The following is a 22372-nucleotide window of genomic DNA, read 5'->3' on the forward strand; positions in this document are numbered from 1 at the left end:
CGGCGCCAGCGCGCCACCCGGCTCCGGTTCGCGGGGTGACCCCGCCGCGGGCCACTCGCTTCCTCCTGACACCTACATAGGATCCAAGTCCCTATGTCGATCATTGCGCAGCACGGCGAAATCTTCATTATCCTGGCCTGTCTCTTCGGCTTCTTCATGGCCTGGGGGGTGGGGGCCAATGACGTGGCCAACGCCATGGGCACCTCGGTGGGTTCCCGGGCCATCACCATCAAGCAGGCGATCATCATCGCCGTGATCTTCGAGTTCCTCGGCGCCTGGCTGGCCGGCGGTGAGGTCACCGATACCGTCCGCAAGGGCATCATCGACCCGGCGCTGTTGACCGACACGCCGGAATTGCTGGTCTACGGCATGCTGGCGGCGCTGCTGGCCGCGGCCACCTGGCTGCTGATCGCCTCCATGCGGGGCTGGCCGGTCTCCACCACCCACTCCATCGTCGGCGCCATCGTCGGCTTCGCGGTGGCGGGGCTGGGCGCGGCCAGCGTGGACTGGGGCGCGGTCAGCAAGATCGCCGCCAGTTGGGTGGTATCGCCGCTGTTGTCCGGCTCCATCGCCTTCGGCCTGTTCAAGACGGTACAGCACCTGATCTTCGAGGCCCGCGACCCCTTCGCCGCCGCCAAGCGCTATGTGCCGGTCTATATCTTCCTGGTGGGCTTCGTGGTGGCCATGGTGACCCTGGTCAAGGGCCTCAAGCATATCGGCCTCGATTTCTCCTATACCCAGAGCTTCCTGCTGTCGGTGGTGATCGGCCTGATCATCACGGGCATCGGCGTCCTGCTGGAGCGCCGCGTCGACTACCAGAAGAGCGCCGGAGATAGCTTCGGTTATGGCGGCGTGGAACGCGTCTTCGGCGTGCTGATGCTGTTCACCGCCTGCGCCATGGCCTTCGCCCACGGCTCCAATGACGTGGCCAATGCGGTGGGGCCGCTGGCGGCGATCATCAGCGTGGTGCAGAGCGGTGGTGCCGTCGAAGGCGCCGCCCTGGTGCCCTGGTGGGTGCTGGTGCTGGGCGGCGGCGGCATCGTGGTGGGCCTGGTGACCTATGGCCGCAAGGTGATCGCCACCGTGGGCACCGGGATCACCGAGCTGACCCCCAGCCGCGGCTTCGCCGCCACCCTGGCCGCCGCCACCACCGTGGTGCTGGCCTCGGGTACCGGCCTGCCGATCTCCACCACCCATACCCTGGTGGGCGCGGTGCTGGGCGTGGGCCTGGCCCGCGGCATGTCGGCGCTGAACCTGCGAGTGATCGGCACCATCGCCATGTCCTGGCTGATCACCCTGCCCGCCGGTGCCGGCCTGGCGATCCTCTTCTTCTTTACGCTCAAGGGGATGTTTGGCTAGTGGTGAGGTTATCGCGGGAAGGCTGCTGCCAGGCGGACTGACTCGCTCCTCGTCAGGGCGAAACCCTGATGATTCGCTCGCGACTGGCGCGTCGGGCCGGACCGAGGTCCCTCTCGCCGCCCCTGGGGACGACATCCCTGTCGTCCCCTCGCGAGTCGCTCGCTGCTCATCAGCACCCTTGGCGACGTCGCTTCGCTAGACCGCCTGGCGTTTCGGCGACCCGATCTCTTCCAGGTCCCGTTAAGCATCGCGGCGGCACCCAAGGGTGCCGCCGTTTTCATTGGCTTGCTATAGTCGAAGCTCACTTCCTTCGTTCACCTGCTGCCGGAGTGCGGCCCTTGAATACGCGCTTTCCCTTCGTCGACTGGTTCCGTAACTCGTCCCCCTATATCAATGCCCACCGTGGCCGAACCTTCGTCATCCTGATCGAGGGCGAGGCCATGGCCGAGGGCCGAGGCGAGCAACTGATCCAGGACCTGGCCCTGCTGCACACCCTGGGCGTGCGCCTGGTGGTGATCTATGGCATCCGCCCCCAGGTGCAGGCGGTCCTGCAGGCGGAGGGCATCGCGCCGCGGCGCCATGAGGGGCGCTGGGTCGCCGACGACGCCATCATGGCCCGGGTCGAGCGTATCGCCGCCGAGCAGCGGCTGTGGCTGGAGGCGCGCCTCTCCCTGGGGCTGCCCAACACCCCCCTGCATGGCGTCGAGCTGACCGCCGTCTCCGGCAACCTGGTGATGGCCAAGCCGCTGGGGGTGCGCGAGGGCATCGACTACCATCGCAGCGGCGAGGTGCGGCGGGTGCGGGCCTCGGCCATCCAGGGCCTGCTCGACCAGGGCTCCCTGGTGGTGCTGCCACCCCTGGGCTTCTCCAGCACCGGCGAGGTGTTCGACCTGGACGCCGCCGAGGTGGCCCAGCAGACCGCGGTGGCGCTGGGCGCCGACAAGCTGATCCTGCTGGGCGAGGCGGCAGGGCTGCATGATGCCAGCGGCCGGCTGCAGCGGCAGCTGACCCCCGCCGAGGCGACGCCGCTGATGGAGCGCGCCGCCCCCGGCAGCGAGCTGGCCCGTCACCTGGGCGCGGCCTGCGAGGCCGCCCGCCATGGCGTGGCTCGCACCCACCTGCTCTCCTGGCTGGATCACGACGCCCTGCTGGGCGAGCTCTTCACCCGCGATGGCGTGGGCACCATGATCACCCAGCACCGTTACGAGCAGTTGCGTGCCGCTGAGCTGGCCGATGTGGGGGGGCTGCTGGAGCTGCTGGAGCCCCTGGAGCATCGCGGCATGCTGGTGGCCCGCTCCCGGGAGCGCCTGGAGCACGAGATCGACGACTACCTGGTGATCGATCGCGACGGCATGGTGATCGGCTGTGCCGCCCTGCACTGCTTCGCCGATGCCGAGATGGGCGAGCTGGCCTGTGTGGCGGTGCACGGCGACTATCGCGGCGGCGCCCGCGGCGAGTTGCTGCTGGCGGAGATCGAGCGCCGTGCTCGCCGCCTGGGGCTGACGGCACTGTTCGCCCTGACCACCCACACCACCCACTGGTTCTTCGAGCATGGCTTCCAGCTCGCCTCGGTGGGGGACCTGCCGCCCCTGAAGCGCGAGGCCTACAATCAGGCGCGCCGCTCCAAGGTGTTGATCAAGTCTCTGTAGGCGGCCGAGTCATCGAGGCATCCGGACCAGGGCGTGTCGCCCGGATGCCTCGCTTCGGAGTGTCGCCAAAGCGATTTTACTAAATAATTGATTTTAAAAGATTAATTTGGATTCTTTGCAAAAACGTCGGAGAATCGCGACGTTATTCCCGCCTGCTAGGGGCCGTCTGGCCCCACACCTGCCGCTTACCTCCTGTCTTTTATTTTTAACGACATGAATTTAAAAGGCTTTTTAAAACCTGGCATGCGAATCGCTATGGTTAGGGTGAGCAGCGAGAAGGAGATTGTACGGCTCATCTCCTTCGGTCCCAGGCAAGGCGAGCATTTCGCTCCCTGTGCCGCTCGCCTCGCCCAGGGCCAGCGTCTGCTCCATGCGATGTGACACTCAGGTTGCGATGAGACCGGTGCCGCCGCGAGGCATGGAATGGCGCCGTTAGAGGGCAAGGATGCTCTGGCAAGGATGCCTCATCCCCTACGGGGGATCGAATTTCGATGGGCAGGCGAAGGCCTGCCCGTCCCAGGAATGAAGCCGGGCGACTGCCCCCGTCGAGCTAGCCCCTGGCAGGCGATGATGCGCGACATGGCTTCCGGGCCTCGGCCCTGCGAGTAGCGATGCCCCCGGCCAGGCGGCAAGGCAACGATGCTCGTCCCCTTAAGTTCCCTGCGTACCTCGGGCCGACCCTGTCGGCCCATTTTTTTATGCCGGGCAGGGGGGGGGAGATAAGGACGACTGTCGGTGATTTACCACGGCGTCGTTCGCAGTGTCGCCAAACGAATACTAAACAACATGTTGTTTATAAAGGATATTTTCTTGACTGCCGAAAAAGGCGTCTCCATAAGGAGACAAAACGGGGCTTGAAAACAGAGGGATTTCGCCGGCAGGCGCGGCGATTCGCCAGGATGGACTCTTAGTTGTTTGTATTTATTGATTTTTTATTTCGTTGGCACGGCTTTGGCAATAGGTAGGGCAAGCGGGACGAATGACCGCGAGCACTGCCCCGCCAAGGGGAAGATCTCGATAAGGCGCCCGATGGGCGGCTTATCCTGGAAGTCAGGCGTCACCCTCGATGGGCGGCCGATGACTTCGGGCCTCGGGCCCAACGGCGGTTTCGATCGATACGCCGTTACTTCAGTTCCCTGCGTACCTTGGGCCGGCTCTGCCGGCCCTCTTTTTTTGTGGGCGTTTCCCGGGCCTCCGCGGCATCTCTGGTATTCTCGGTGAGTATGATGCATGGCAACTTCCCTACTCCGGCATAGAACCCTGGTTATGACCACGCAGGTGTCGCGCCGTTGGCGCCCCCGTTCCCTATTGCAGCTGGTGCTGCTCGCCTTCCTGGTGGTGATGCTGCCGCTGGGCGTGCTGATGTTCCAGGCCGGCCAGGCGCTGGCCGAGTTGACCCGCCTGGCCGATGTCGGCGCCCGCCAGGCGGTGGAGGAGACCCGCCGGGCCCGGGCCCTGACCTCCCTGTCGCTGGAGATGGAGCGCAGCGCCCGTCAGTATGCGGTGGTGGAGGATCCCGGCCTGATGGCCATCTTCGTCGAGCGTCACGCCGAGTTCGAGTCGCTGCTGCGCGACCAGCGGCGCCTGCTGCCGGACGACCCGGACATTCAGGCGCTCTTCCCGTTGCTCGAGGAGTTGGCCTCCCTGCCGGGGGCGGGGGGCGCCGAGGTGCGCGAGCGCCTGGATGCCTTCGCCGCCCTGGCCAACCATGCCGAGGCGGTGCGCCGGGCCACCAATCGCAAGATCGATGAGCGTATCGACGCGATTCGCGAGCGTGCCAACAATGTCCAGGCGCGACTCTGGCTGCAGACCCTGGCCCTGGTCTCCGCCAGCCTGGCGCTGATGCTGCTCTTTACCTGGCTGATCATGCGGCCGATTCGCCAGCTGGAGCGGCGCATCCTGGGGATCGGCGGTGACAGCCACACGGCGCCGGTGGCCCACTCCATCCAGGGGCCGGCGGAGCTGGTGCAACTGGGGGAACGCCTCGACTGGTTGTCGGCGCGTCTCGGCGAGGTGGAGGCCCAGAAGCAGCAGTTCCTGCGCCATATGTCCCACGAGCTCAAGACCCCCCTGGCCAGCGTGCGGGAGGGCACGGCGCTGCTCTGCGACGGGGTGGCCGGTCGCCTCGACCCGCGTCAGCGGGAGATCCTCGAGCTGATCGATGCCAGCGGCGAGGAGCTGCAGCGGCTGATCGAACAGCTCCTCGACTACAACCTGCTCCAGCACCACCGCGAGGTGGACACCCAGCGCTTCGATATGACCGCGCTGATCGAGGAACTGCTGGCCAAGCACCGGCTGGCGCTGACCCACAAGGGCATGCGGGTCAGCGCCCCGGTGGTGTCTCTGGAGTGGTGCGCCGACCGCACCGCCACCGGGCGAATTCTCGACAATCTGTTGTCCAATGCCATCGCTTACGGCGAAGATGGCGGCGTCCTGGAGATTCGCCAGCGCCGCGAGGGGGCCACCCTGGTCCTCGAGGTGGCCAACAGCGGCGAGGCGATCGACGAGACGGACCGGGCCCGACTCTTCGAGCCCTTCTACCAGGGCCGGGCCCGCCGCAAGGGGGCCCTCAAGGGCTCCGGCATCGGCCTCTCGGTGGCCGTGGACTGTGCGCGCATGCAGCAGGGCAGCCTGGAGCTGATCGGCGATGACCTGCTGCCGGTGTGCTTTCGCCTGACCCTGCCCTGGCAGCCGGGGCCGCCTCCCAGCCTGGAACAGAAGAAGACCCCTGCACCGGCGGGCCCGGCGGCGCAGGAGCACGCAAGGAGCCGTTGAGTCATGAACTATCGTGTTGTCGCCACCCTGGTGGGCGCCGCGCTATTGGCCGGATGCCAGTGGCTGCCGGAAGCGCCCCAGGGCCTCGTCTCCCCGCCGCCGGCGGGGCCATCCTGCGAACGGGAGATTCCGCTGCTGGTGGAGAGCGACTGCCTGCTGGACGCCTGGGTGGCCTTCGGCCTGGCCTCCCAGCGCGGTGATCGCGACTGGCGGGACGGCCTGCTGGCGCGCCTCGAGGGTGAGGACGAGCGCTCGCGGCTGGCCCGCGCCATCCTGCTGGCCTGGGGGAATGAGCGCCAGTGGGACCGCGCCGCGGGCCTGCTGGAAGACACCACCACCATCGTCGCCGCCCCCGAGCCGTTGCAGCCGCTGCTGCGCTACTGGCGCAACGACCTGGAGGGGCGCCGCGCCTTGACCGGCCGGCTGGCGCGCAGCGAGCGCCAGCGCGAGGCCCTGGAGGCCGAACGCCTGGAACTGGAAGAGAAGCTCGAGGCGCTGACCGCCATCGAGCAGAGCATTAACCTACGTCAGCCGTCTCCGTGACGGCGACCGGAGTCGAAGTGTGAAGCAAGCCGCGCATATCCTGCTGGTGGACGACGACGCCAGCCTGCTGAAACTCCTGGGCATGCGCCTGGAGAGCCACGGATTTCGGGTCACCACGGCGGCCAGCGGTCGCGAGGCCCTGGAGCGGGTCGAGGCCTCGCGCCCCGACCTGGTGCTCTCCGACCTGCGCATGGACGAGATGGACGGCCTGGCGCTGTTCCAGGAACTGCAGCGGCGCCTGCCCGGCTTGCCGGTGATCATCCTCACCGCCCACGGCTCGATTCCCGATGCGGTGAGCGCCACCCGCCAGGGGGTGTTCAGCTTCCTCACCAAGCCGGTCAATCGCGACGAGCTGTTCGCCGCCATCGACGAGGCCCTGGCCCAGACTCCCCGGGGCGGCGAGGGCGAGCAGGGCTGGAGGGCCGAGATCATCACCCGCAGCCCGGAGATGGAACGCATCCTCGAGCAGGCGCAGATGGTCGCCGCCTCGGACGTCAGCGTGCTGGTCACCGGCGCTTCCGGCTCCGGCAAGGAGCTGCTGGCCAGCGCCATCCACAAGGCCAGCCCGCGGGCCGACAAGCCGTTCGTGGCCATCAACTGTGGGGCCCTGCCGGAGCAGCTGCTGGAGAGCGAGTTGTTCGGTCATGCCAAGGGCGCCTTCACCGGCGCGGTCAGCCAGCACCAGGGCCTCTTCCAGGCCGCCGACGGCGGTACCCTCTTCCTCGACGAGATCGGCGACATGCCGCTGCCGCTGCAGGTCAAGCTGCTGCGCGCCCTGCAGGAGCGCCAGGTGCGGCCGCTGGGCTCCACCGTCTCGATGCCCATCGACGTGCGGATCATCTCCGCCACCCACCGCGACCTGAGCCGCGCCATGGCCGACGGCGACTTCCGCGAGGATCTCTACTACCGCCTCAACGTGGTCAACCTCAAGCTGCCGGCCCTCAAGGAACGCGCCGAGGACGTGCCGCTGCTGGCCAAGCACCTGGTCGCCAAGGTGGCGTCCCGCCACAAGGCCTTCGTCAAGGGCTTCTCGCCGGAGGCCCTCAACCTGCTGGCCTCCTGCGCCTGGCCGGGCAACGTACGTCAGCTGGTCAACGTGGTGGAGCAGTGCGTGGCCCTGAGCAGCGCGCCGATCATTCCCGAGGCGCTGGTCTCCCAGGCCCTGGCCGCCGAGGAGAATGGCCTGCCCACCTTCAACGACGCCCGCGCCGGTTTCGAGCGCAGCTACCTGATCAAGGTGCTGAAGATCACCGAGGGCAACGTCACCCAGGCGGCACGCATCGCCGGGCGCAATCGCACCGACTTCTACAAGCTGCTGGGGCGCCACGACCTGGAGCCGAGCCGTTTCAAGCCCGGCGCCGAGTCGAGCTGACGCCCCACCTCGTGGGGCGTCGGGGCGGGACCTACTCGGGCATCTTGGTCTTGCGCAGGTAGGGGAAGATGGTCTCGAACTCGCCGAATTTTTCCTTGGCCTCGGCATCGGAGACGCTGGGCGGGATGATCACGTCCTCGCCGACGGTCCAGTTGACCGGGGTCGCCACGCCCTTGCTGGTGGTGGCCTGGAGGGCATCCAGGGCGCGCAGCACCTCGGCGAAGTTGCGGCCCACGGTCATCGGGTAGGTCATGGAGAGCTTGAGCTGCTTGTCCGGGCCGATGATAAAGACGGTACGCACGGTGGCGCTGTCGGCCGGGGTGCGGCCGTCGGGCAGGTAGGCCTCGGCGGGCAGCATATCGAACAGCTTGGCGACCTTGAGGTCGTCGTCGGCGATGATCGGGAAACCCACCGGGCACTCGGCATACTGCTCGATATCACCGATCCAGCCCTGGTGTTCCTCGACCCCGTCCACGGAGACGCCGATCACCTTGGTGTTGCGCTGCTTCCACTCCCCGTCGAGCTGGGCCACGGCGCCGAACTCGGTGGTGCACACCGGCGTGAAGTCCTTGGGGTGGGAGAAGAGGATGGCCCAGCCGTCGCCGATCCAGTCATGGAAGCGGATCGGCCCCTGGCTGGTCTGCGCCTCGAAATCGGGGACGACATCATTGATACGCAGTGACATGGTGTGGTTCCTTCTAGCGGAATGAATGCGAGCCGGCGGGCCAGGGGAGAAGGGGCCGCCGGTAGCGAATGGCAGGTTGCCAATTAGACCCTAGCACACCCGGAGCGGCAGGCGGCAGCGTCGTTGTCTCAAGGCGTGTCGGCCGCCTCGTCACGGTGAACGGCGGTGACTTCCAGGTCGAGGCGCCCCTCGCCGAGGCGGGCGCCGAGCCGCTGTCCCGGCCGGGTCTCCCCGGCGCGGCGCACCACCCGTTGCGCCTCGTCCTCGAGGATCGCATAGCCACGCCCCAGCACCGCCAGCGGGCTCACCGCCTGCAGCTCCCGCACCACCCCACCGAAGCGTTCGCGATGCCGGGCCAGCTCCCGGGGCATGGCCGTGCCCAGGCGTCGCCGGGCGGCCTCCAGGCGCTCCCGGGCCTGGCGCAACTGGCGGTGGGGCGGATGGGCGGCCAGGCGGCGGGCCAGTTGCCCCTCGCGGCGGCGCTCGTTCTCCAGGCGCAGCTGCATGGCGCGGTGCAGCCGTGCGCGCAGCTGCTCGAGGGCCTGGCGCTGGGTCGCCAGCCGCTCGCCGGGGTGGCGCAGCCGGGCGCGCAGGTGATCGAGGCGCTGGCCCTCGCGGTCGAGGCGGGCGCGCTGGGCGCGCACCAGGCGTGCCTCCCACTGGCCCAGACGGCGGCGCAGGTCGGCCTGGTCCGGCACCAGTTGCTCGGCGGCGGCGGAGGGCGTGGGGGCGCGGACATCGGCGGCGAAGTCGGCCAGGGTCAGGTCCACCTCGTGGCCCACCGCCGACATCACCGGCAGCCGGGAATGGAAGATGGCCCGCGCCAGGTGCTCGTCGTTGAAGGCCCAGAGGTCCTCCAGGCTGCCGCCGCCGCGGGTGATCAGGATGGCATCCCGGGCCGGGTCCAGGTTGGCCTGGCGATTGAGCAGGGCCAGGGCGCGGATCAGGCTCGGCGCCGCCTCGCGGCCCTGCACCGGCACCGGGATCAGGGTGGGGCGGGCCAGGGGCCAGCGCGCCGCCAGCACCGCCAGGACGTCGCGGATCGCCGCGCCGCTGGGCGAGCTGAGGATCAGCAGGTGGCGGGGCGGGTAGGGCAGGGGGCGGGCATTGGCGAAGACCCCTTCCGCCTCCAGTTGGGTCTTGAGGCGCTGGTAGGCCGCCAGCAGTTCGCCCTCGCCGCTGGCCTGCACCGCCTCGACGATCAACTGGTAGTCACCGCGGGGCTCGAAGATCGACAGCCGGCCACGCACCTTGACCCGGTCGCCGTCGCGCATCGGCGCCGCCACGAAGCGTGCCCGGGTGCGAAACAGCGCGCAGCGCAGCTGCGCCTCGGCATCCTTGAGGGTGAAGTAGACATGCCCCGAGGCCGGCCGCGACACCCCGGAGAGCTCGCCCTCCACCCAGCAGTCGCCGAAGTCGCGCTCCAGCAGCAGGCGGGCCTGGCGGTTGAGCTGGCTGACGGAAAGCGGGGCGGGGGTGTCGGACATGGCGGGGCTCCTCGGGCTAAGGCGCCCAGCCTAGCATGCCATGGGCCGCGGAGCGCCTCCCGAACGCAGCACCGCCGGGCCTGGGGCCCGGCGGTGCATCGGTCGATCTAGGCGCTGGTTCGGAAGGCTTACTCGTCGGGGGTGACCGCATCCCGGGCCGCCTCCCAGGCACGCCGGGCGTTTTCGCGGGTGGTATCCCAGGCCCGCTCGGCGCCCTCCTGGGTTGCCTGCCAGGCGCTTTCGGCGCCTTCCTGGGTCTGCATCCAGGCCTCCCGGGAGTGCTCACGGGCCTGCGCCCACCAGGCATCGCTGTAGGTCGGGTAGCCCTCGATCTCCTCGGCGCTGGCCTCGAGCATCACCCGGTGCTCGGCGTCGCCGTCGTTCTCGAGGTCGGTGATCAGGGTGAAACGGCCGGACTCGACGATAAACTCGCGACCGCCTAGGCCGAGTACGCTGCCGCTCTCGACCACCAGGGCGGTGATCTGCATCGCCTCGTCGAAGAGGATGTTCTCGACCTCGCCGACCCGTTCGTCGGGATCGCCGGTCAGATAGACGCCGGCGTCGAGGATATCGTCGGCGGAGTAGAGCCCCTGGGGCTGGTAATCCGTCTGGGCCTGGGCGCCCAGGGCCAGGCCGCCGGCCAGGGCGGCAATGGCGAGGGACAGGGTCTGTTTACGCATCGAGTCACTCCTTTCCGTGAGTGGAACTTGGCTGACGTCCCTTCACTCTAGCCGAGGCGCGCCGATCCGACAGTGACTCCCTGTGTTGCCCCGTTTGGCTCTGTTACTCGGCGGCGGCCCCGTGACGGGGCCCGCTCATGGCGTTATAATGGCGGATTAATTTCCCCACGCCCCGTCCCTCATCATCTGCTTAACATTGGGTGTTGCCGATATGCTACGTATGGCGCAAGAAGCTCTTACGTTCGATGACGTATTACTCGTTCCCGGCTACTCAGAGGTCCTGCCCAAGGATGTCAGCCTCAAGTCCCGCCTGACCCGCAACATCGAACTCAATATCCCCCTCGTTTCCTCCGCCATGGATACCGTCACCGAAGCTCGCCTGGCCATCGCCATGGCGCAGGAAGGTGGCATCGGCATCATCCACAAGAACCTGACCATCGCCGGCCAGGCCGCCGAGGTGCGCAAGGTCAAGAAGCACGAGAGCGTGATCGTCAAGGATCCCGTCACCGTCAGCCCCAAGGCCAAGCTGGAAGACCTGCTGGCCATGGCCGACGAGTACGGCTACTCCGGCTTCCCGGTGGTGGAGGGCGAGACCCTGGTGGGCATCGTCACCGGCCGCGACATGCGCTTCCAGCCGGACTACAGCGACACCGTGGCGGGCATCATGACGCCCAAGGAGAAGCTGGTCACCGTGCCGGTGGGGACCCCCCTGGAGGAGATCAAGGCCAAGCTGCAGGAAAGCCGCATCGAGAAGATCCTGATCGTCGACGATCAGTTCCACCTGCAGGGCCTGGTCACCGTGCGTGATATCGAGAAGGCGCGGACCTACCCGATGGCCGCCAAGGACAGCGACGGCCGCCTGCTGGTGGGTGCCGCCGTGGGCACCGGCCCCGAGACCCCGGACCGGGTCGCCGCCCTGGTGGACGCCGGCGTCGACGTCATCGTGGTGGACACCGCCCACGGCCACTCCAAGGGCGTCATCGACCGCGTCGCCTGGGTCAAGGCCAACTTCCCTCAGGTGCAGGTGATCGGCGGCAATATCGCCACGGCGGAAGCCGCCAAGGCGCTGGCGGAAGCGGGCGCCGATGGCGTCAAGGTGGGCATCGGCCCGGGCTCCATCTGCACCACCCGCATCGTCGCCGGCGTGGGCGTGCCGCAGATCAGCGCCGTGGCCAACGTCTCCGCCGCCCTCGAGCCCTATGACATCCCGCTGATCGCCGACGGCGGCGTGCGCTTCTCCGGTGACCTGGCCAAGGCCGTCGCCGCCGGCGCCAGCTGCGTGATGATCGGCGGCCTGCTGGCCGGCACCGAGGAGGCCCCCGGCGAGGTGGAGCTCTATCAGGGCCGCACCTACAAGGCCTACCGCGGCATGGGCTCCATGGGCGCCATGGCCCAGAGCCAGGGCAGCGCCGACCGCTATTTCCAGGACAAGGACGCCGGCGCCGAGAAGCTGGTGCCGGAAGGCATCGAAGGCCGGGTGCCCTACAAGGGCGTGATGAGCGCCATCGTCCACCAGCTGATGGGTGGCCTGCGCGCCTCCATGGGCTACACCGGCTGCACCTCCATCCAGGAGATGCGCACCAAGCCCGAGTTCGTGCAGATCACCGGTGCCGGCTTCGCCGAATCCCACGTCCACGACGTGCAGATCACCAAGGAAGCCCCCAACTACCGGGCGGGCTAAGCCTGCAAGCTTGAAGCCGGAAGCTTGAAGCTGGAAGCGGGCACGATGCCGCTTCCAGCTTTCGCTTTTACGGTACCGTTGCTTCTCAAAGGAAAGGCCAGATGACCGACATTCACGCCCACAAGATCCTGATCCTCGACTTCGGCTCCCAGTACACCCAGCTGATCGCCCGCCGGGTTCGCGAGATCGGCGTCTACTCCGAGATCCGCGCCTTCGACATCACCGAAGACGAGATCCGCGAGTACAACCCCAACGGCATCATCCTCGCCGGCGGTCCCGAATCCGTCACCGAGCTCGACTCCCCGCGCGCGCCCCAGTGCGTCTTCGAGATGGGCCTGCCGGTCTTCGGCATCTGCTACGGCATGCAGACCATGGCCGAGCAGCTCGGTGGCGCCGTGGAAGGCTCCCACCAGCGCGAGTTCGGCTACGCCCAGGTGCGCATCGACGAGACCACCGCGCTGTTCCGCGATATCTCCGACCATATCGACCACGACACCGGCAAGAGCCTGCTCGATGTGTGGATGAGCCACGGCGACAAGGTGGCCCGGGTGCCCGACACCTTCACCGTCACCGCCTCCACCCCGAGCTGCCCCATCGCCGCCATGGCCTGGGAGGAGAAGCGCTTCTTTGGGGTGCAGTTCCACCCCGAGGTGACCCACACCCTGCAGGGCCAGCGCATCCTCGAGCACTTCGTGCTGGAGATCTGCGGCGCCGAGCGCCTGTGGACCCCGGCGCAGATCATCGAGGACCAGATCCAGCGCGTCCGCGAGCGGGTGGGCGACCGCCACGTGCTGCTGGGCCTCTCCGGCGGCGTCGACTCCTCAGTGGTGGCGGCCCTGCTGCACAAGGCCATCGGCGACCAGCTGACCTGCGTGTTCGTCGACAACGGCCTGCTGCGCAAGAACGAAGGCGACCAGGTGATGGAGACCTTCGCCCAGCACATGGGCGTCAAGGTGATCCGCGTCGACGCCGAGGAGCAGTTCCTCTCCAAGCTGGCCGGCGTCAATGACCCCGAGGCCAAGCGCAAGATCATCGGCAACACCTTTATCGATATCTTCGACGCGGAATCCGCCAAGATCGAAGGCGTCGACTTCCTGGCCCAGGGCACCATCTACCCCGACGTCATCGAGTCCGCCGCCGCCAAGACCGGCAAGGCCCATGTCATCAAGTCCCACCACAACGTGGGTGGCCTGCCGGAAGACATGAAGCTCAAGCTGGTCGAGCCGCTGCGCGAGCTGTTCAAGGACGAGGTGCGCAAGCTCGGCCTGGAGCTCGGCCTGCCCTACGACATGGTCTACCGCCACCCCTTCCCGGGGCCGGGCCTGGGCGTGCGCATCCTCGGCGAGGTGAAGAAGGAGTACGCCGACATCCTGCGCGAGGCCGACGCCATCTTCATCGAGGAGCTGCACAACTCGGGCTGGTACCACAAGACCAGCCAGGCCTTCGCCGTCTTCCTGCCGGTGAAGTCCGTGGGCGTGGTCGGCGACGGCCGCCGCTACGAGTGGGTCATCGCCCTGCGCGCCGTGGAGACCATCGATTTCATGACCGCCCGCTGGGCCCACCTGCCCTACGAGCTGCTGGAGAAGGTCTCCAACCGCATCATCAACGAGCTCGCCGGCGTCTCCCGCGTCACCTACGACGTCAGCAGCAAGCCCCCCGCGACCATCGAGTGGGAATAACACTCGCCGTCGCATGACGCTGCCGGTCGATAGGAACCCGCCACTCGGCGGGTTCCTTTTTGTCCGGCCTCGGCGAGCCTTCGCTGATGACAGGGGGAAAGATGAGTTCGACCATATTTAGGGCACTGGCCTGTCCGCTGGACGGCGAGCCGTTGCGACGAGGCGACGGCGCCTGGCGCTGCGCTGCCGGTCATGGCTTCGATATCGCCCGCCAGGGCTACGTCAACCTGCTGCCGGTGCAGCACAAGCGCTCCCGGGATCCCGGCGACAGCAAGGAAATGGTCGCGGCGCGTCGCCGCTTCCTCGAGGCCGGCTATTACCGGCCGATCGCCGAGGCCGTCGCCCGGGCCGTGCTGGCGCAGGTACCCGCCGGCGGAACGCTTCGCTGCCTCGATGCCGGCTGTGGCGAGGGCTACTACCTGCGCGAGCTGGCCAGGGCTCATGATCAGGTCCAGGAAGGGGCGGCCGACGACGAGCGGACGCTGGCCCTGCTGGGGGTGGATATCTCCAAGTGGGCGGTGCTTGCCGCCGCCAAGCAACAGAAGGCCGCCACCTGGGTGGTGGGCACCAATGCCCACCTGCCGGTGCAGGAGAGCAGCCTGGACGTCGTGCTCTGTCTGTTCGGCTTCCCCGTCTACCCCGAGTTCGCCCGCGTGCTGAAACCGGGCGGCGTGCTGCTGCGGGTCGATGCCGGCCCCGATCACCTTCGCGAGCTGCGCGAGATCATCTACCCCAGCCTCAAGCCGCCGCGGGCCGATGACGAGACGCCGCCGCCAGGCTTCGCGCCCCTCTCCCGGGAGGCGCTGCGCGACACCATCGACCTCGATGGCGCCGAGCCCATCGCCGACCTGCTGGCCATGACGCCGCACCTCCATCGCGTCAAGGTCGAGGGCCGGGAGCGGGCAGCGGAGCTGGAGTCGCTGACCGTGACCCTGGACGTGCGGCTGACGCAGTGGGTCTACCATCCTGCGGGGTAAGGGCCTATTACCGACGGGCTCGGGACGGCCTCCTCGGTACCGGTGATCGCGGCCTGGCGACATGCCCCTCCGAACGCAAAGCGCCCGCCACTTGGCGGGCGCTTTGCGTTCCCACGTCGGGCTGGGCTTTAATGGCCTAAGGTCATTGAGCTATCGGCCGACAACAACGCTTATGGGACTGTCGCAGGGAGGTGGCATGCAGGGCCATCGAGGAATGCAGGGCAGGGCGGTAGCCTGGCTGCCCCGGGAGCCGAGGGGTAAGGGGGCGTCACGACATGCTTAGGCGAGCGCTGCATCGCCAGCTCTCGCCCCAAGCCTGGCGGGAGGTGGGACTGTCGCCGGTGAACAAGGTCGTCTGTGCCTTGATCCTGCTGGCCTCCCTGGTGGCGGTGGTGGAGACCGAGCCCACCATTCGCCGCCTGGCCCCCGGCATCTTCCGCGGCATGGAAGTCATCTTCGTCATGCTCTTCGCCGTCGAGTACCTGGCCCGCGTCTATGCCGCCGGCGAAGATCCCCGCTATCGCGGTATCGGCGGGCGGCTGCGCTATCTCGTCACCGTCTGGGCGCTGATCGACCTGATCGCCATCCTGCCCTTCTTCCTCGGTTTCCTCGCCCAGAACAACGCCTTCCTGCTGCGTATCTTCCGGGTGCTTCGGCTGCTGCGCCTGTCGCGGCTGGGGCGCTTCAGCCGCGCCTGGTCGGCCCTGGCCGAGGCCCTGAGTGCCCGCATCCATGAGCTGCTGCTCAGCGTGGGCGTGGCCGGCCTGCTGCTGCTGTTCTCTTCCGCCTGCCTCTATGCCGTGGAGGCCGCCGACCAGCCGGAGGCCTTCGGCAGCGTGCCCCGGACGCTGTGGTGGAGCATCGCGACGCTTACCACCGTGGGCTATGGTGATGTGACGCCCATCACCGCCCTGGGCAAGTTCTTCGCCGGGTTAACCGCCGTCGCGGGCATCGGCATTATCGCCATGCCCACCGGCATCCTGGCCGCCGCCTTAAGCGACGCCTTCCAGAACAAGCAAGAACAATAAGGAGAGTGAGGATGGAGCGCCCCGAGGTTGCATTGCTGCACAAGCATGGGAAGCCCGGCAAGAGGGGGTGCCGGTTTCGGGTTCACTCGTCCTTGACGAGATTGCTGGTGGCATCGACCATCGACTTGTACAACGTTCTTTAAGTCAATATGGTGAATGTGAAGCTCGGTTAATTGTGCATCTACCTACTGTTAACGGACGAAATCATCAATCCCGATTGAAGAGACAGACAGCTCATTCAATACTCAACAGCCATCCAATTAAACCACTAACCGTCAGCAGGGACGGGAAACTGATCGAGAAAACCCTTGATATTCTACGCATGTCTCGTGACTACCCTATTGTGGTGTCGACTGGCCACGCCGATGCCGAGGAAGTCCAGATGTTGATTGATGCAGCAGTACTCTATGGGGTTCCTAAGTTGATGCTTAATCAACCCGCGAACCCATTGACTGGTTACAATGCCGACGCTCTGCTTAGGCTATCACAAGCACCAATGGTCTACATCGAGCAGACAGCCTTGACTGACTTGCTTGGCTATCAGGCATGGGAAGACTTCTCAATGGTTCTTAAGAGCGTTCCGCAGATACTTTATAGCTCTGACTTGGGGCAAACAACGCAACTGGATATTGAGCAGTGGCTCAAGGAAAGCGCGTGCTGGTTTCAACGAATGGGCCTGAATAGTGACCGCCTAGAGGCCATCAGGCGCGAGAACGTTCTGGAAATGTTGGAAGTGTAGTCCCTTCAATACCGCATTCTCTCTACCATTTTCGCCACAAGATAATCCGCAAACTATTAGTGTTTGAACAGTTCTTCAACCATGAAGTCAATAAATACTCGAAGTTTGGGTGCCATGTACTTGCTGGATGGCCACATTATGCGAAACGTTCCCTGGTGCTCGATATGGTCGTCCAGCACAGTGATCAGCTCCCCTCGGTTAATGATTTCGCGTACCATGTAGTCAGGTAGACAAGCTATCCCCAGCCCAGCGCGGGCCACATCAATCAACGCTTCAGAGGTATTGCACACCATGGCCGCATGTGGCGTAGTTTCTGCCTCTGTATCAGCTCGCTTAAGCGGCCAGGCTTCGTATTTACCTGTACTGGGAAACTTGTGCAGCAGGCAAGCATGATCGACCAAATCGGTTGGTGTCTGAGGCTGGCCTTGCCGGGATAGATAATCACGCGAGGCAACAAGTACTAGACTGTACCTCCCCAGAGGGCGAGACATTAGGCGCGAATCTGTCGGCTCGCCGGTGCGGATGACGGCATCGAACCCTTCCTCGATCACATCCACTAGCCGATCCGAGAAATCCACGTCCAGTTCAATGTCCGGGTAACGATGCATAAATGAAGTCAGCACTGGAATAACTAACCTACCGACCAGCGGCAGGCTCACACGCAGTTTTCCCTTGGGTTCATTATGGATCTCTGACAACTCCAGTTCTGCTGCTTCAACCTCACTTAATATACGTCGGCAGCGCTCAAGAAATAGCTCCCCCTCCGCTGTTAATGTGATGCTGCGCGTGCTTCGATGGAGCAAACGAGCGCCCAAGCTGGCTTCCAACCGTGCCACGCTTTTTCCGACAGCCGACGAAGACACACCAAGGTTTCGCCCAGCTTCGGAGAAGCTGCGTGTTTCAGCCGCCTGTACGAAGAATGTTATGCCTTTTAGTACACTCACCATATCACCAATTGAGGAATTTTATTCCGATATGTTCGGAAAATTAGCATTATTGTCTCCGCTGGTCAATATAACTAATGTGGTCATCTAACCTCACATGCGTTGGCTTCACGCTGTTCGACAGTGCGACACCTTCGCTACAAGCGAGTTAAACTATGATGACCACATCGGAAACGAGTAGCTTAAATGCGGACAACCTCGAAACTGCACAATCGGATCGACTGCCCATTACAGCTTTGCTCGCACTTTCATTAGCGGGGTTCGTCACGATCTTGACCGAGGCTTTGCCCGCGGGCCTTTTGCCCCAAATCGGAGAGGGGCTAGGGGTTTCCGAGTCGCTTGCTGGCCAGCTCGTCACCCTCTATGCTATCGGCTCTCTGGTTGCCGCGATTCCGTTGATGGCCGCCACGCAGGGGGTACGGCGCCGGCCCTTGCTATTGACTGCCATCGTGGGCTTTGCTGTAGCAAATACAATAACGACTTTTTCCACAAGTTACGTCTTGACGATGGTGGCCCGCTTCCTCGCTGGCATGGCAGCAGGTCTGCTGTGGGCACTATTGGCAGGCTACGCCGCCCGCATGGTACCTGAGCATCTCAAGGGACGCGCTATCGCAATTGCGATGGTGGGGACACCGTTGGCGCTTTCTCTGGGTGTCCCGGCGGGCACTTTTCTTGGCACGATGGTGGGCTGGCGTTCCTGCTTCGGAATCATGAGTCTGCTGGCATTGATCCTAATCGTGTGGGTCCGTGTGAAGGTGCCGGACTTCGCAGGCCAAGCCATGGGTAAGCGGCTGACGCTTAGGCAGGTATTCACCCTTCCGGGTATCCGCCCGGTGCTATTCGTGGTGCTGGCCTTTGTGCTCGCGCACAACATCCTTTACACCTATATTGCACCGTTCCTGGTTAATGCCGATATGTCTGAGCGAACCGATTTGGTTTTGCTCGTATTCGGAATTTCAGCGCTGATTGGCATCTGGGTCATTGGTGTATTGATCGACCGCCATCTTCGTGTGCTGACTATCGCAAGCACCTTCTTGTTCGGATTAGCGGCACTGGTGCTTGGCGTAGCCGGCGATGTGCCAGTTGCCGTCTATGGCGCAGTTGGTGTCTGGGGGCTTGCATTCGGCGGATCTGCAACGCTGTTCCAAACGGCTCTCGCGAAGACGGCTAAGGAAGCGGCGGATGTCGCGCAGTCTATGCTAGTTACGGCCTGGAATTTGGCTATTGCTGGCGGAGGCATAGTTGGAGGGATACTGCTGGACCGCTTTGGTTCCGGTTCCTTCTCACCCGCGCTGCTGGTGCTGCTTACGGCAACACTGCTGATCGTATGCACAGCACGTCGGCACGGTTTCCCAGATTCATATCACTAGGGAACCGCTGAACAATTCAGTCATAAGCACTTGAAGCAATCAGCGAGGCCCAAACACCATGTCAGCGATCACTTGCTGACCACCTCAGGAGGTCTATTTTCCCTGGCAGCCGGGGTATCCGGCTGCCAGGCCAGATTCAAGACGCACTGGCCCCATCGGCGTGCCCTTGGCATTGTCCTGCCAGCACCAGATTGCCGAGGACGAACAGGGTGAACAGTTGGGCCTGGTTCTTGGCCAACCCCTTGTATGTCAACATCAGTGAAGGTTTGGTAGTTGCGGTGGATCTCATATAACTTCTGACGGGAGTACCCCATCGGCTTACAGGCCTTGCTGACGTTCTGTAGATCCTTGGCCAGCTCTAGGAGACTGAGCTTGCGTCGTGCTACTTTTTCCTCGGTGGTCATGGTCGAGCGTCAGACACTCGTCCTATAACCCACGGGGGGGCACTATGGCCACTTTGCTTTCAACGGCCGACTGTCAGGTAAATACCATCACACCTCACCGGTACTACAATGAAGACCCCGTCCCTACTTCCTGGACTATACACCTAATACCCTGCATCCCACCATTCGTCCCGAAACGGCCGGCGATGCCGAGGCCATCGAAGCCGTCAGTGGTGGTGCTCCGCAAGGCGCTGCATAGCGCCCACACCGAGCAGCCTATCGCGCGGGCGCTGTGCGAGTGATAGCTCAGCATTACAGGCCAAACTCTGGCCCATCGTGAGAGCGTGAAGATCGTAGATGCCTGCCTGCAGTCTTCTGGTATGTTTTTTCCGGCGTGTCGCGATAGTACTCGCGCACCCTTTTTTTCAACTCACGGACATAGGGTTCGTCCTCAATGGCCACTAAATACAGATGCCGGGGAAGCTGGCCAGCCGAGCCGCTGCCAAGGATACTCAGTGCTTCCTCAACCGTATCGAACGGTTCGCCCAGGTCGGATGTGGCATTGCACAAGCCGAAGCTCACGAAGCTGGCCCAGTCCCAGCCGTTGGTTCGTACATCTAGTGGAAGGTAGCGGGCTCCAGGATCCTTCTGCGCATCGAGCACACACTGCTGCAAGGCTTTCGCCGAACTGACGGTTGGCACTGGAGGATACAGAGGTGGCGGTGACTCATGGTAGAACAGGTAGTAGCCTGCTCGAGGCAAGCTGGAAAGCTTGGGGAGCTGCCCCTTGCCGCTACCCACGTCAGCAATACCTTGTTTGGCTCGCTTGGCCTGCAAAAGCACGGCCTTCCGGCATCTCAATCCACCCACGTTCAGTGAAATGATCACGCCGAGGTCGGCTCCCACGCGAGCTTCTTCAGTCTTGCTCGCGAGTTGAAGCGTGCCTAGATAAGATGAGGACTTGGGATAGCCGAATTCTGGAATCCGTTCGGCGGCCCATCCTGACAGCCAAGACTCGAGGTAGGTACTGAACCGGCCGTTCAGCGGATCCTCATGCGCCTCGGTGTCAGAAAGGAAGTCGGCCATCTGCTGTGCGCACTGGAACATGGACCAGTAGATAGTCCAGAGCACATCGACGCTGAAGCGCTGGGGCGATGTCGCCAGCAATGGGAGCAATTGCCACTGGTCCGCCGGGTGGGAGCAGGACGCCAGTTGCCTGGCAGGTGCGTCAAGCATGCAGGCGGCGGCAAGTTTGGCCGAAGCCTCGGCGATTTCGGTAAAGGCGCCTGTGGCGGGAATGCCAGCATGGCCGCTATAGGCCTTGTCCCGGATCTCCTGGGCCTCCTGCTGCCAGCGTGCGTAAACCGCTGCGGAAGGACGGATCTGGAAAACGAGCTTCGCCAGAAGTTTGGTCGCCGCTGGCAGATGGCCTGCTTGCACCAGCGCGACGACGTTTCCGAAGAGCTCGGCGAAGTCGGCGGCTAACCACCCCTCGCCACATGCGGCGGCCATCGGCGCGGCAGCAGCTTTTTGAAATTTGGTGAGCGCTATATGATGTGCTCGATAGGACTTCAGAGATTTGTTCAGCGCGGACCGTTTATTACGTTGCTCTTTGACGCCATGATTGTGTGCGGCGATGTCCCTGGTCCGGCGCGCCTGGGCGTCAGGTGCGTCGAAATTGTTGGTGGCCTGCGCGTGCTTGTCTTGGGCATGCCGCCAGTCGCGCCATGCCCGGAAAGTTTGCACGGGGGCGAGCAGCCAACCTAGCCTGCTTTTCTGTCTCACCTGACGGAAATGTTTCCAGCATGTTGCGGCCTGTTTACGTGTTGGCGCAAGGGCTGACTGGCGCTCCTGCTCCTCGCTTTGCAAGACCAAACTATTGATGCGTTGGATTTCCTGCTCTATCGTCCGAATCTCCTTGGCCAGGGTGCCGATGGCATGGGCGAGAAACGAGGCCAGCGTACTGCTGGTGGCGGCAAGAGCGCGTCTGTCGGAAATTTGATTCGATGTCATTGTTGACTTCCTGGTCAATAGGCCGCTTCCTGCGGTAGGGCAATGGCGATTGGGTTATCCGATGAAGTGGTGTCGACCTTTTCAAGTAGCGTTGCTGGGCCATCCATCTGATACAAACGGTCGGCATTCTGCACTGGCATGCTTCGGCGCACGATGCTCCCGATATGCCGCGGCCAACGTCCGCAAGGCTTCGCGGGAGCGCCGATCCGATAAGGTCGAGTGCAGCATGATCCGGGATGAAGGCAGCTCAGGCAGTCCCAATCGCTGACCCACTTCGATGGTGTCAGGTGGCGCGAGACGGCAGGAGAAGGCGGCGACCGCTAACCCCGCCGAGACCGCTGCCATGACGGCCGCATGACCGCCACCCACGAAGACTTCGCTCCATTGGATACCTGCGCCACCCAGAGCGCGCGTGGCAATATCGCGCACGCCACAGCAGGGGGCCAAGGCCGCCAGCCGCAGCGGTTCGCCGGGCCGTTGGTTGAACCCCGGCGCGGCGAACCAGCCAAAATGCTCCGGCCCGAGGTCTTCGCCATCCCGGTGGTCGTCTTCCTGGCGTACGATCACCGCGTCCAGTTCGCCGTTGTCGAAGGCGTCGAGCAGGCTGCGGGAGTTTTCCAGGCGCACTTCGATGGTCAACGCCGGATCGCGCTCGTTCAGGCGTGCCAGCAGGGTCGGGATTTCCGGTCCTGCCACATGCTCGGCGATACCGAGCCGGAAGCGTCGGCATTCGCAGGACAGTGCGACCAGCGCGCGTTCGTGGGCGGCAATGAAGTCGCGTGCGGCATTGAGGAAGACGGCCCCCTGGGCGGACAGACGGACCAGCCTGGGCGTGCGCTCGATCAGCTTGCAGCCCAGCCGTTCTTCCAGGCGCTTCAACTTCACGCTGATGGCGCCCTGTGTCGTGCCCAGGGCTTCCGCCGCTCTGGTGAAGCTCTGGAAATCGGCGATGGTGACGAACGCCTGCACCGCTTCCACGTCCAACGTCGGTCTGCCCATGCTTTATCC

Annotated in this window: 17 protein-coding genes and 2 pseudogenes; 11 read left to right on the plus strand and 8 right to left on the minus strand. The window is 64.7% G+C overall.

From position 1 onward, the window contains the following. Positions 1-93 precede the first annotated feature (93 nt). The 5 genes from ACZ5EF_RS01940 (at position 94) to glrR (ending at position 7698) form a co-directional block, all read left to right on the plus strand. Entirely contained in the window at positions 94-1359 is a 1266-nt protein-coding gene (locus ACZ5EF_RS01940; RefSeq protein ID WP_346062736.1) for an inorganic phosphate transporter, read from the plus strand. 338 nt (positions 1360-1697) lie between these two features. Then, positions 1698-3008: an amino-acid N-acetyltransferase gene (argA, locus tag ACZ5EF_RS01945; protein ID WP_346062735.1), complete on the plus strand. Its 1311-nt coding sequence runs from the start codon at positions 1698-1700 to the stop codon at positions 3006-3008. Between the two features lie 1266 nt (positions 3009-4274). Next, positions 4275-5783: a sensor histidine kinase gene (locus tag ACZ5EF_RS01950; protein ID WP_346062734.1), complete on the plus strand. Its 1509-nt coding sequence runs from the start codon at positions 4275-4277 to the stop codon at positions 5781-5783. Positions 5784-5786: 3 nt separating this feature from the next. Continuing rightward, the gene (locus tag ACZ5EF_RS01955; RefSeq protein ID WP_346062733.1) at positions 5787-6326 is read left to right on the plus strand and encodes a hypothetical protein; all 540 of its coding nucleotides are present in this window, start codon (positions 5787-5789) and stop codon (positions 6324-6326) included. A 19-nt stretch (positions 6327-6345) separates the two neighbouring features. Continuing rightward, entirely contained in the window at positions 6346-7698 is a 1353-nt protein-coding gene (glrR, locus tag ACZ5EF_RS01960; RefSeq protein WP_346062732.1) for a two-component system response regulator GlrR, read from the plus strand. Positions 7699-7729: 31 nt separating this feature from the next. Here glrR and ACZ5EF_RS01965 read toward each other — a convergent pair whose 3' ends face one another. The 3 genes from ACZ5EF_RS01965 to ACZ5EF_RS01975 all read right to left on the minus strand — a co-directional run bounded on the left by ACZ5EF_RS01965 (position 7730) and on the right by ACZ5EF_RS01975 (position 10550). Then, on the minus strand, positions 7730-8383 hold the full coding sequence (locus ACZ5EF_RS01965; protein ID WP_346062731.1) for a peroxiredoxin: 654 nt from the start codon (positions 8381-8383) through the stop codon (positions 7730-7732). Positions 8384-8511: 128 nt separating this feature from the next. Next, a complete protein-coding gene (gene xseA, locus ACZ5EF_RS01970) occupies positions 8512-9870 on the minus strand; it encodes an exodeoxyribonuclease VII large subunit (protein ID WP_346062730.1) in 1359 nt (452 codons plus the stop codon). Positions 9871-9998: 128 nt separating this feature from the next. Beyond that, a complete protein-coding gene (locus ACZ5EF_RS01975) occupies positions 9999-10550 on the minus strand; it encodes a PRC-barrel domain-containing protein (RefSeq protein WP_346062729.1) in 552 nt (183 codons plus the stop codon). Between the two features lie 211 nt (positions 10551-10761). Here ACZ5EF_RS01975 and guaB point away from each other — a divergent pair, with 211 nt between their 5' ends. The 5 genes from guaB (at position 10762) to ACZ5EF_RS02000 (ending at position 16654) form a co-directional block, all read left to right on the plus strand. Next, positions 10762-12231 carry an IMP dehydrogenase gene (gene guaB, locus ACZ5EF_RS01980; protein ID WP_346062728.1) on the plus strand — a complete coding sequence of 490 codons (1470 nt, stop codon included), beginning with the start codon at positions 10762-10764 and terminating at the stop codon, positions 12229-12231. A gap of 101 nt (positions 12232-12332) precedes the next feature. Continuing rightward, positions 12333-13910 (plus strand): glutamine-hydrolyzing GMP synthase, encoded by a 1578-nt coding sequence (gene guaA, locus ACZ5EF_RS01985; protein ID WP_346062727.1) that lies wholly within the window; start codon positions 12333-12335, stop codon positions 13908-13910. 101 nt (positions 13911-14011) lie between these two features. Further along, on the plus strand, positions 14012-14887 hold the full coding sequence (locus ACZ5EF_RS01990) for a putative RNA methyltransferase (RefSeq protein ID WP_346062726.1): 876 nt from the start codon (positions 14012-14014) through the stop codon (positions 14885-14887). A 275-nt stretch (positions 14888-15162) separates the two neighbouring features. After that, a complete protein-coding gene (locus ACZ5EF_RS01995; RefSeq protein WP_346062725.1) occupies positions 15163-15915 on the plus strand; it encodes an ion transporter in 753 nt (250 codons plus the stop codon). A 67-nt stretch (positions 15916-15982) separates the two neighbouring features. Continuing rightward, positions 15983-16654 (plus strand): DUF6282 family protein, encoded by a 672-nt coding sequence (locus ACZ5EF_RS02000; RefSeq protein ID WP_464122742.1) that lies wholly within the window; start codon positions 15983-15985, stop codon positions 16652-16654. 56 nt (positions 16655-16710) lie between these two features. Here the strand turns inward: ACZ5EF_RS02000 and ACZ5EF_RS02005 are convergent, their stop codons facing one another. After that, positions 16711-17601 carry a LysR family transcriptional regulator gene (locus tag ACZ5EF_RS02005; RefSeq protein ID WP_346062724.1) on the minus strand — a complete coding sequence of 297 codons (891 nt, stop codon included), beginning with the start codon at positions 17599-17601 and terminating at the stop codon, positions 16711-16713. 152 nt (positions 17602-17753) lie between these two features. Between ACZ5EF_RS02005 and ACZ5EF_RS02010 the strand changes: the two genes are divergently transcribed. Further along, a complete protein-coding gene (locus ACZ5EF_RS02010) occupies positions 17754-18968 on the plus strand; it encodes an MFS transporter (protein ID WP_346062723.1) in 1215 nt (404 codons plus the stop codon). A 136-nt stretch (positions 18969-19104) separates the two neighbouring features. On the opposite strand, the pseudogene ACZ5EF_RS02015 reads toward ACZ5EF_RS02010, so the two are convergent. The 4 genes and pseudogenes from ACZ5EF_RS02015 to ACZ5EF_RS02030 all read right to left on the minus strand — a co-directional run. Further along, a pseudogene (locus ACZ5EF_RS02015) lies at positions 19105-19215 on the minus strand (IS5/IS1182 family transposase); the annotation flags it as partial. A 13-nt stretch (positions 19216-19228) separates the two neighbouring features. Next, positions 19229-19372: pseudogene (locus ACZ5EF_RS02020) on the minus strand (IS481 family transposase); the annotation flags it as partial. A 291-nt stretch (positions 19373-19663) separates the two neighbouring features. Beyond that, positions 19664-21364, minus strand: a complete 1701-nt coding sequence (locus ACZ5EF_RS02025) for a hypothetical protein (RefSeq protein ID WP_346062722.1) — start codon at positions 21362-21364, stop codon at positions 19664-19666. Between the two features lie 81 nt (positions 21365-21445). Next, positions 21446-22363, minus strand: coding sequence for a LysR family transcriptional regulator (locus ACZ5EF_RS02030; RefSeq protein ID WP_346062721.1), 918 nt, complete (start codon positions 22361-22363; stop codon positions 21446-21448). Positions 22364-22372: the final 9 nt, after the last annotated feature.

The sequence above is a fragment of the Bisbaumannia salifodinae genome (genome assembly GCF_055388505.1).

Bases quoted from the DNA above. Each gene is read 5' to 3' on its own strand.
- ACZ5EF_RS01975 (WP_346062729.1), bottom strand. From the start codon at position 10,550: ATGCGTAAACAGACCCTGTCCCTCGCCATTGCCGCCCTGGCCGGCGGC.
- ACZ5EF_RS01995 (WP_346062725.1), top strand. From the start codon at position 15,163: ATGCTTAGGCGAGCGCTGCATCGCCAGCTCTCGCCCCAAGCCTGGCGG.
- ACZ5EF_RS01990 (WP_346062726.1), top strand. From the start codon at position 14,012: ATGAGTTCGACCATATTTAGGGCACTGGCCTGTCCGCTGGACGGCGAG.
- ACZ5EF_RS01940 (WP_346062736.1), top strand. From the start codon at position 94: ATGTCGATCATTGCGCAGCACGGCGAAATCTTCATTATCCTGGCCTGT.
- ACZ5EF_RS02025 (WP_346062722.1), bottom strand. From the start codon at position 21,364: ATGACATCGAATCAAATTTCCGACAGACGCGCTCTTGCCGCCACCAGC.
- ACZ5EF_RS02030 (WP_346062721.1), bottom strand. From the start codon at position 22,363: ATGGGCAGACCGACGTTGGACGTGGAAGCGGTGCAGGCGTTCGTCACC.
- xseA (WP_346062730.1), bottom strand. From the start codon at position 9,870: ATGTCCGACACCCCCGCCCCGCTTTCCGTCAGCCAGCTCAACCGCCAG.
- ACZ5EF_RS02005 (WP_346062724.1), bottom strand. From the start codon at position 17,601: ATGGTGAGTGTACTAAAAGGCATAACATTCTTCGTACAGGCGGCTGAA.
- ACZ5EF_RS02010 (WP_346062723.1), top strand. From the start codon at position 17,754: ATGATGACCACATCGGAAACGAGTAGCTTAAATGCGGACAACCTCGAA.
- ACZ5EF_RS01955 (WP_346062733.1), top strand. From the start codon at position 5,787: ATGAACTATCGTGTTGTCGCCACCCTGGTGGGCGCCGCGCTATTGGCC.
- ACZ5EF_RS01950 (WP_346062734.1), top strand. From the start codon at position 4,275: ATGACCACGCAGGTGTCGCGCCGTTGGCGCCCCCGTTCCCTATTGCAG.
- ACZ5EF_RS01965 (WP_346062731.1), bottom strand. From the start codon at position 8,383: ATGTCACTGCGTATCAATGATGTCGTCCCCGATTTCGAGGCGCAGACC.
- guaA (WP_346062727.1), top strand. From the start codon at position 12,333: ATGACCGACATTCACGCCCACAAGATCCTGATCCTCGACTTCGGCTCC.
- guaB (WP_346062728.1), top strand. From the start codon at position 10,762: ATGCTACGTATGGCGCAAGAAGCTCTTACGTTCGATGACGTATTACTC.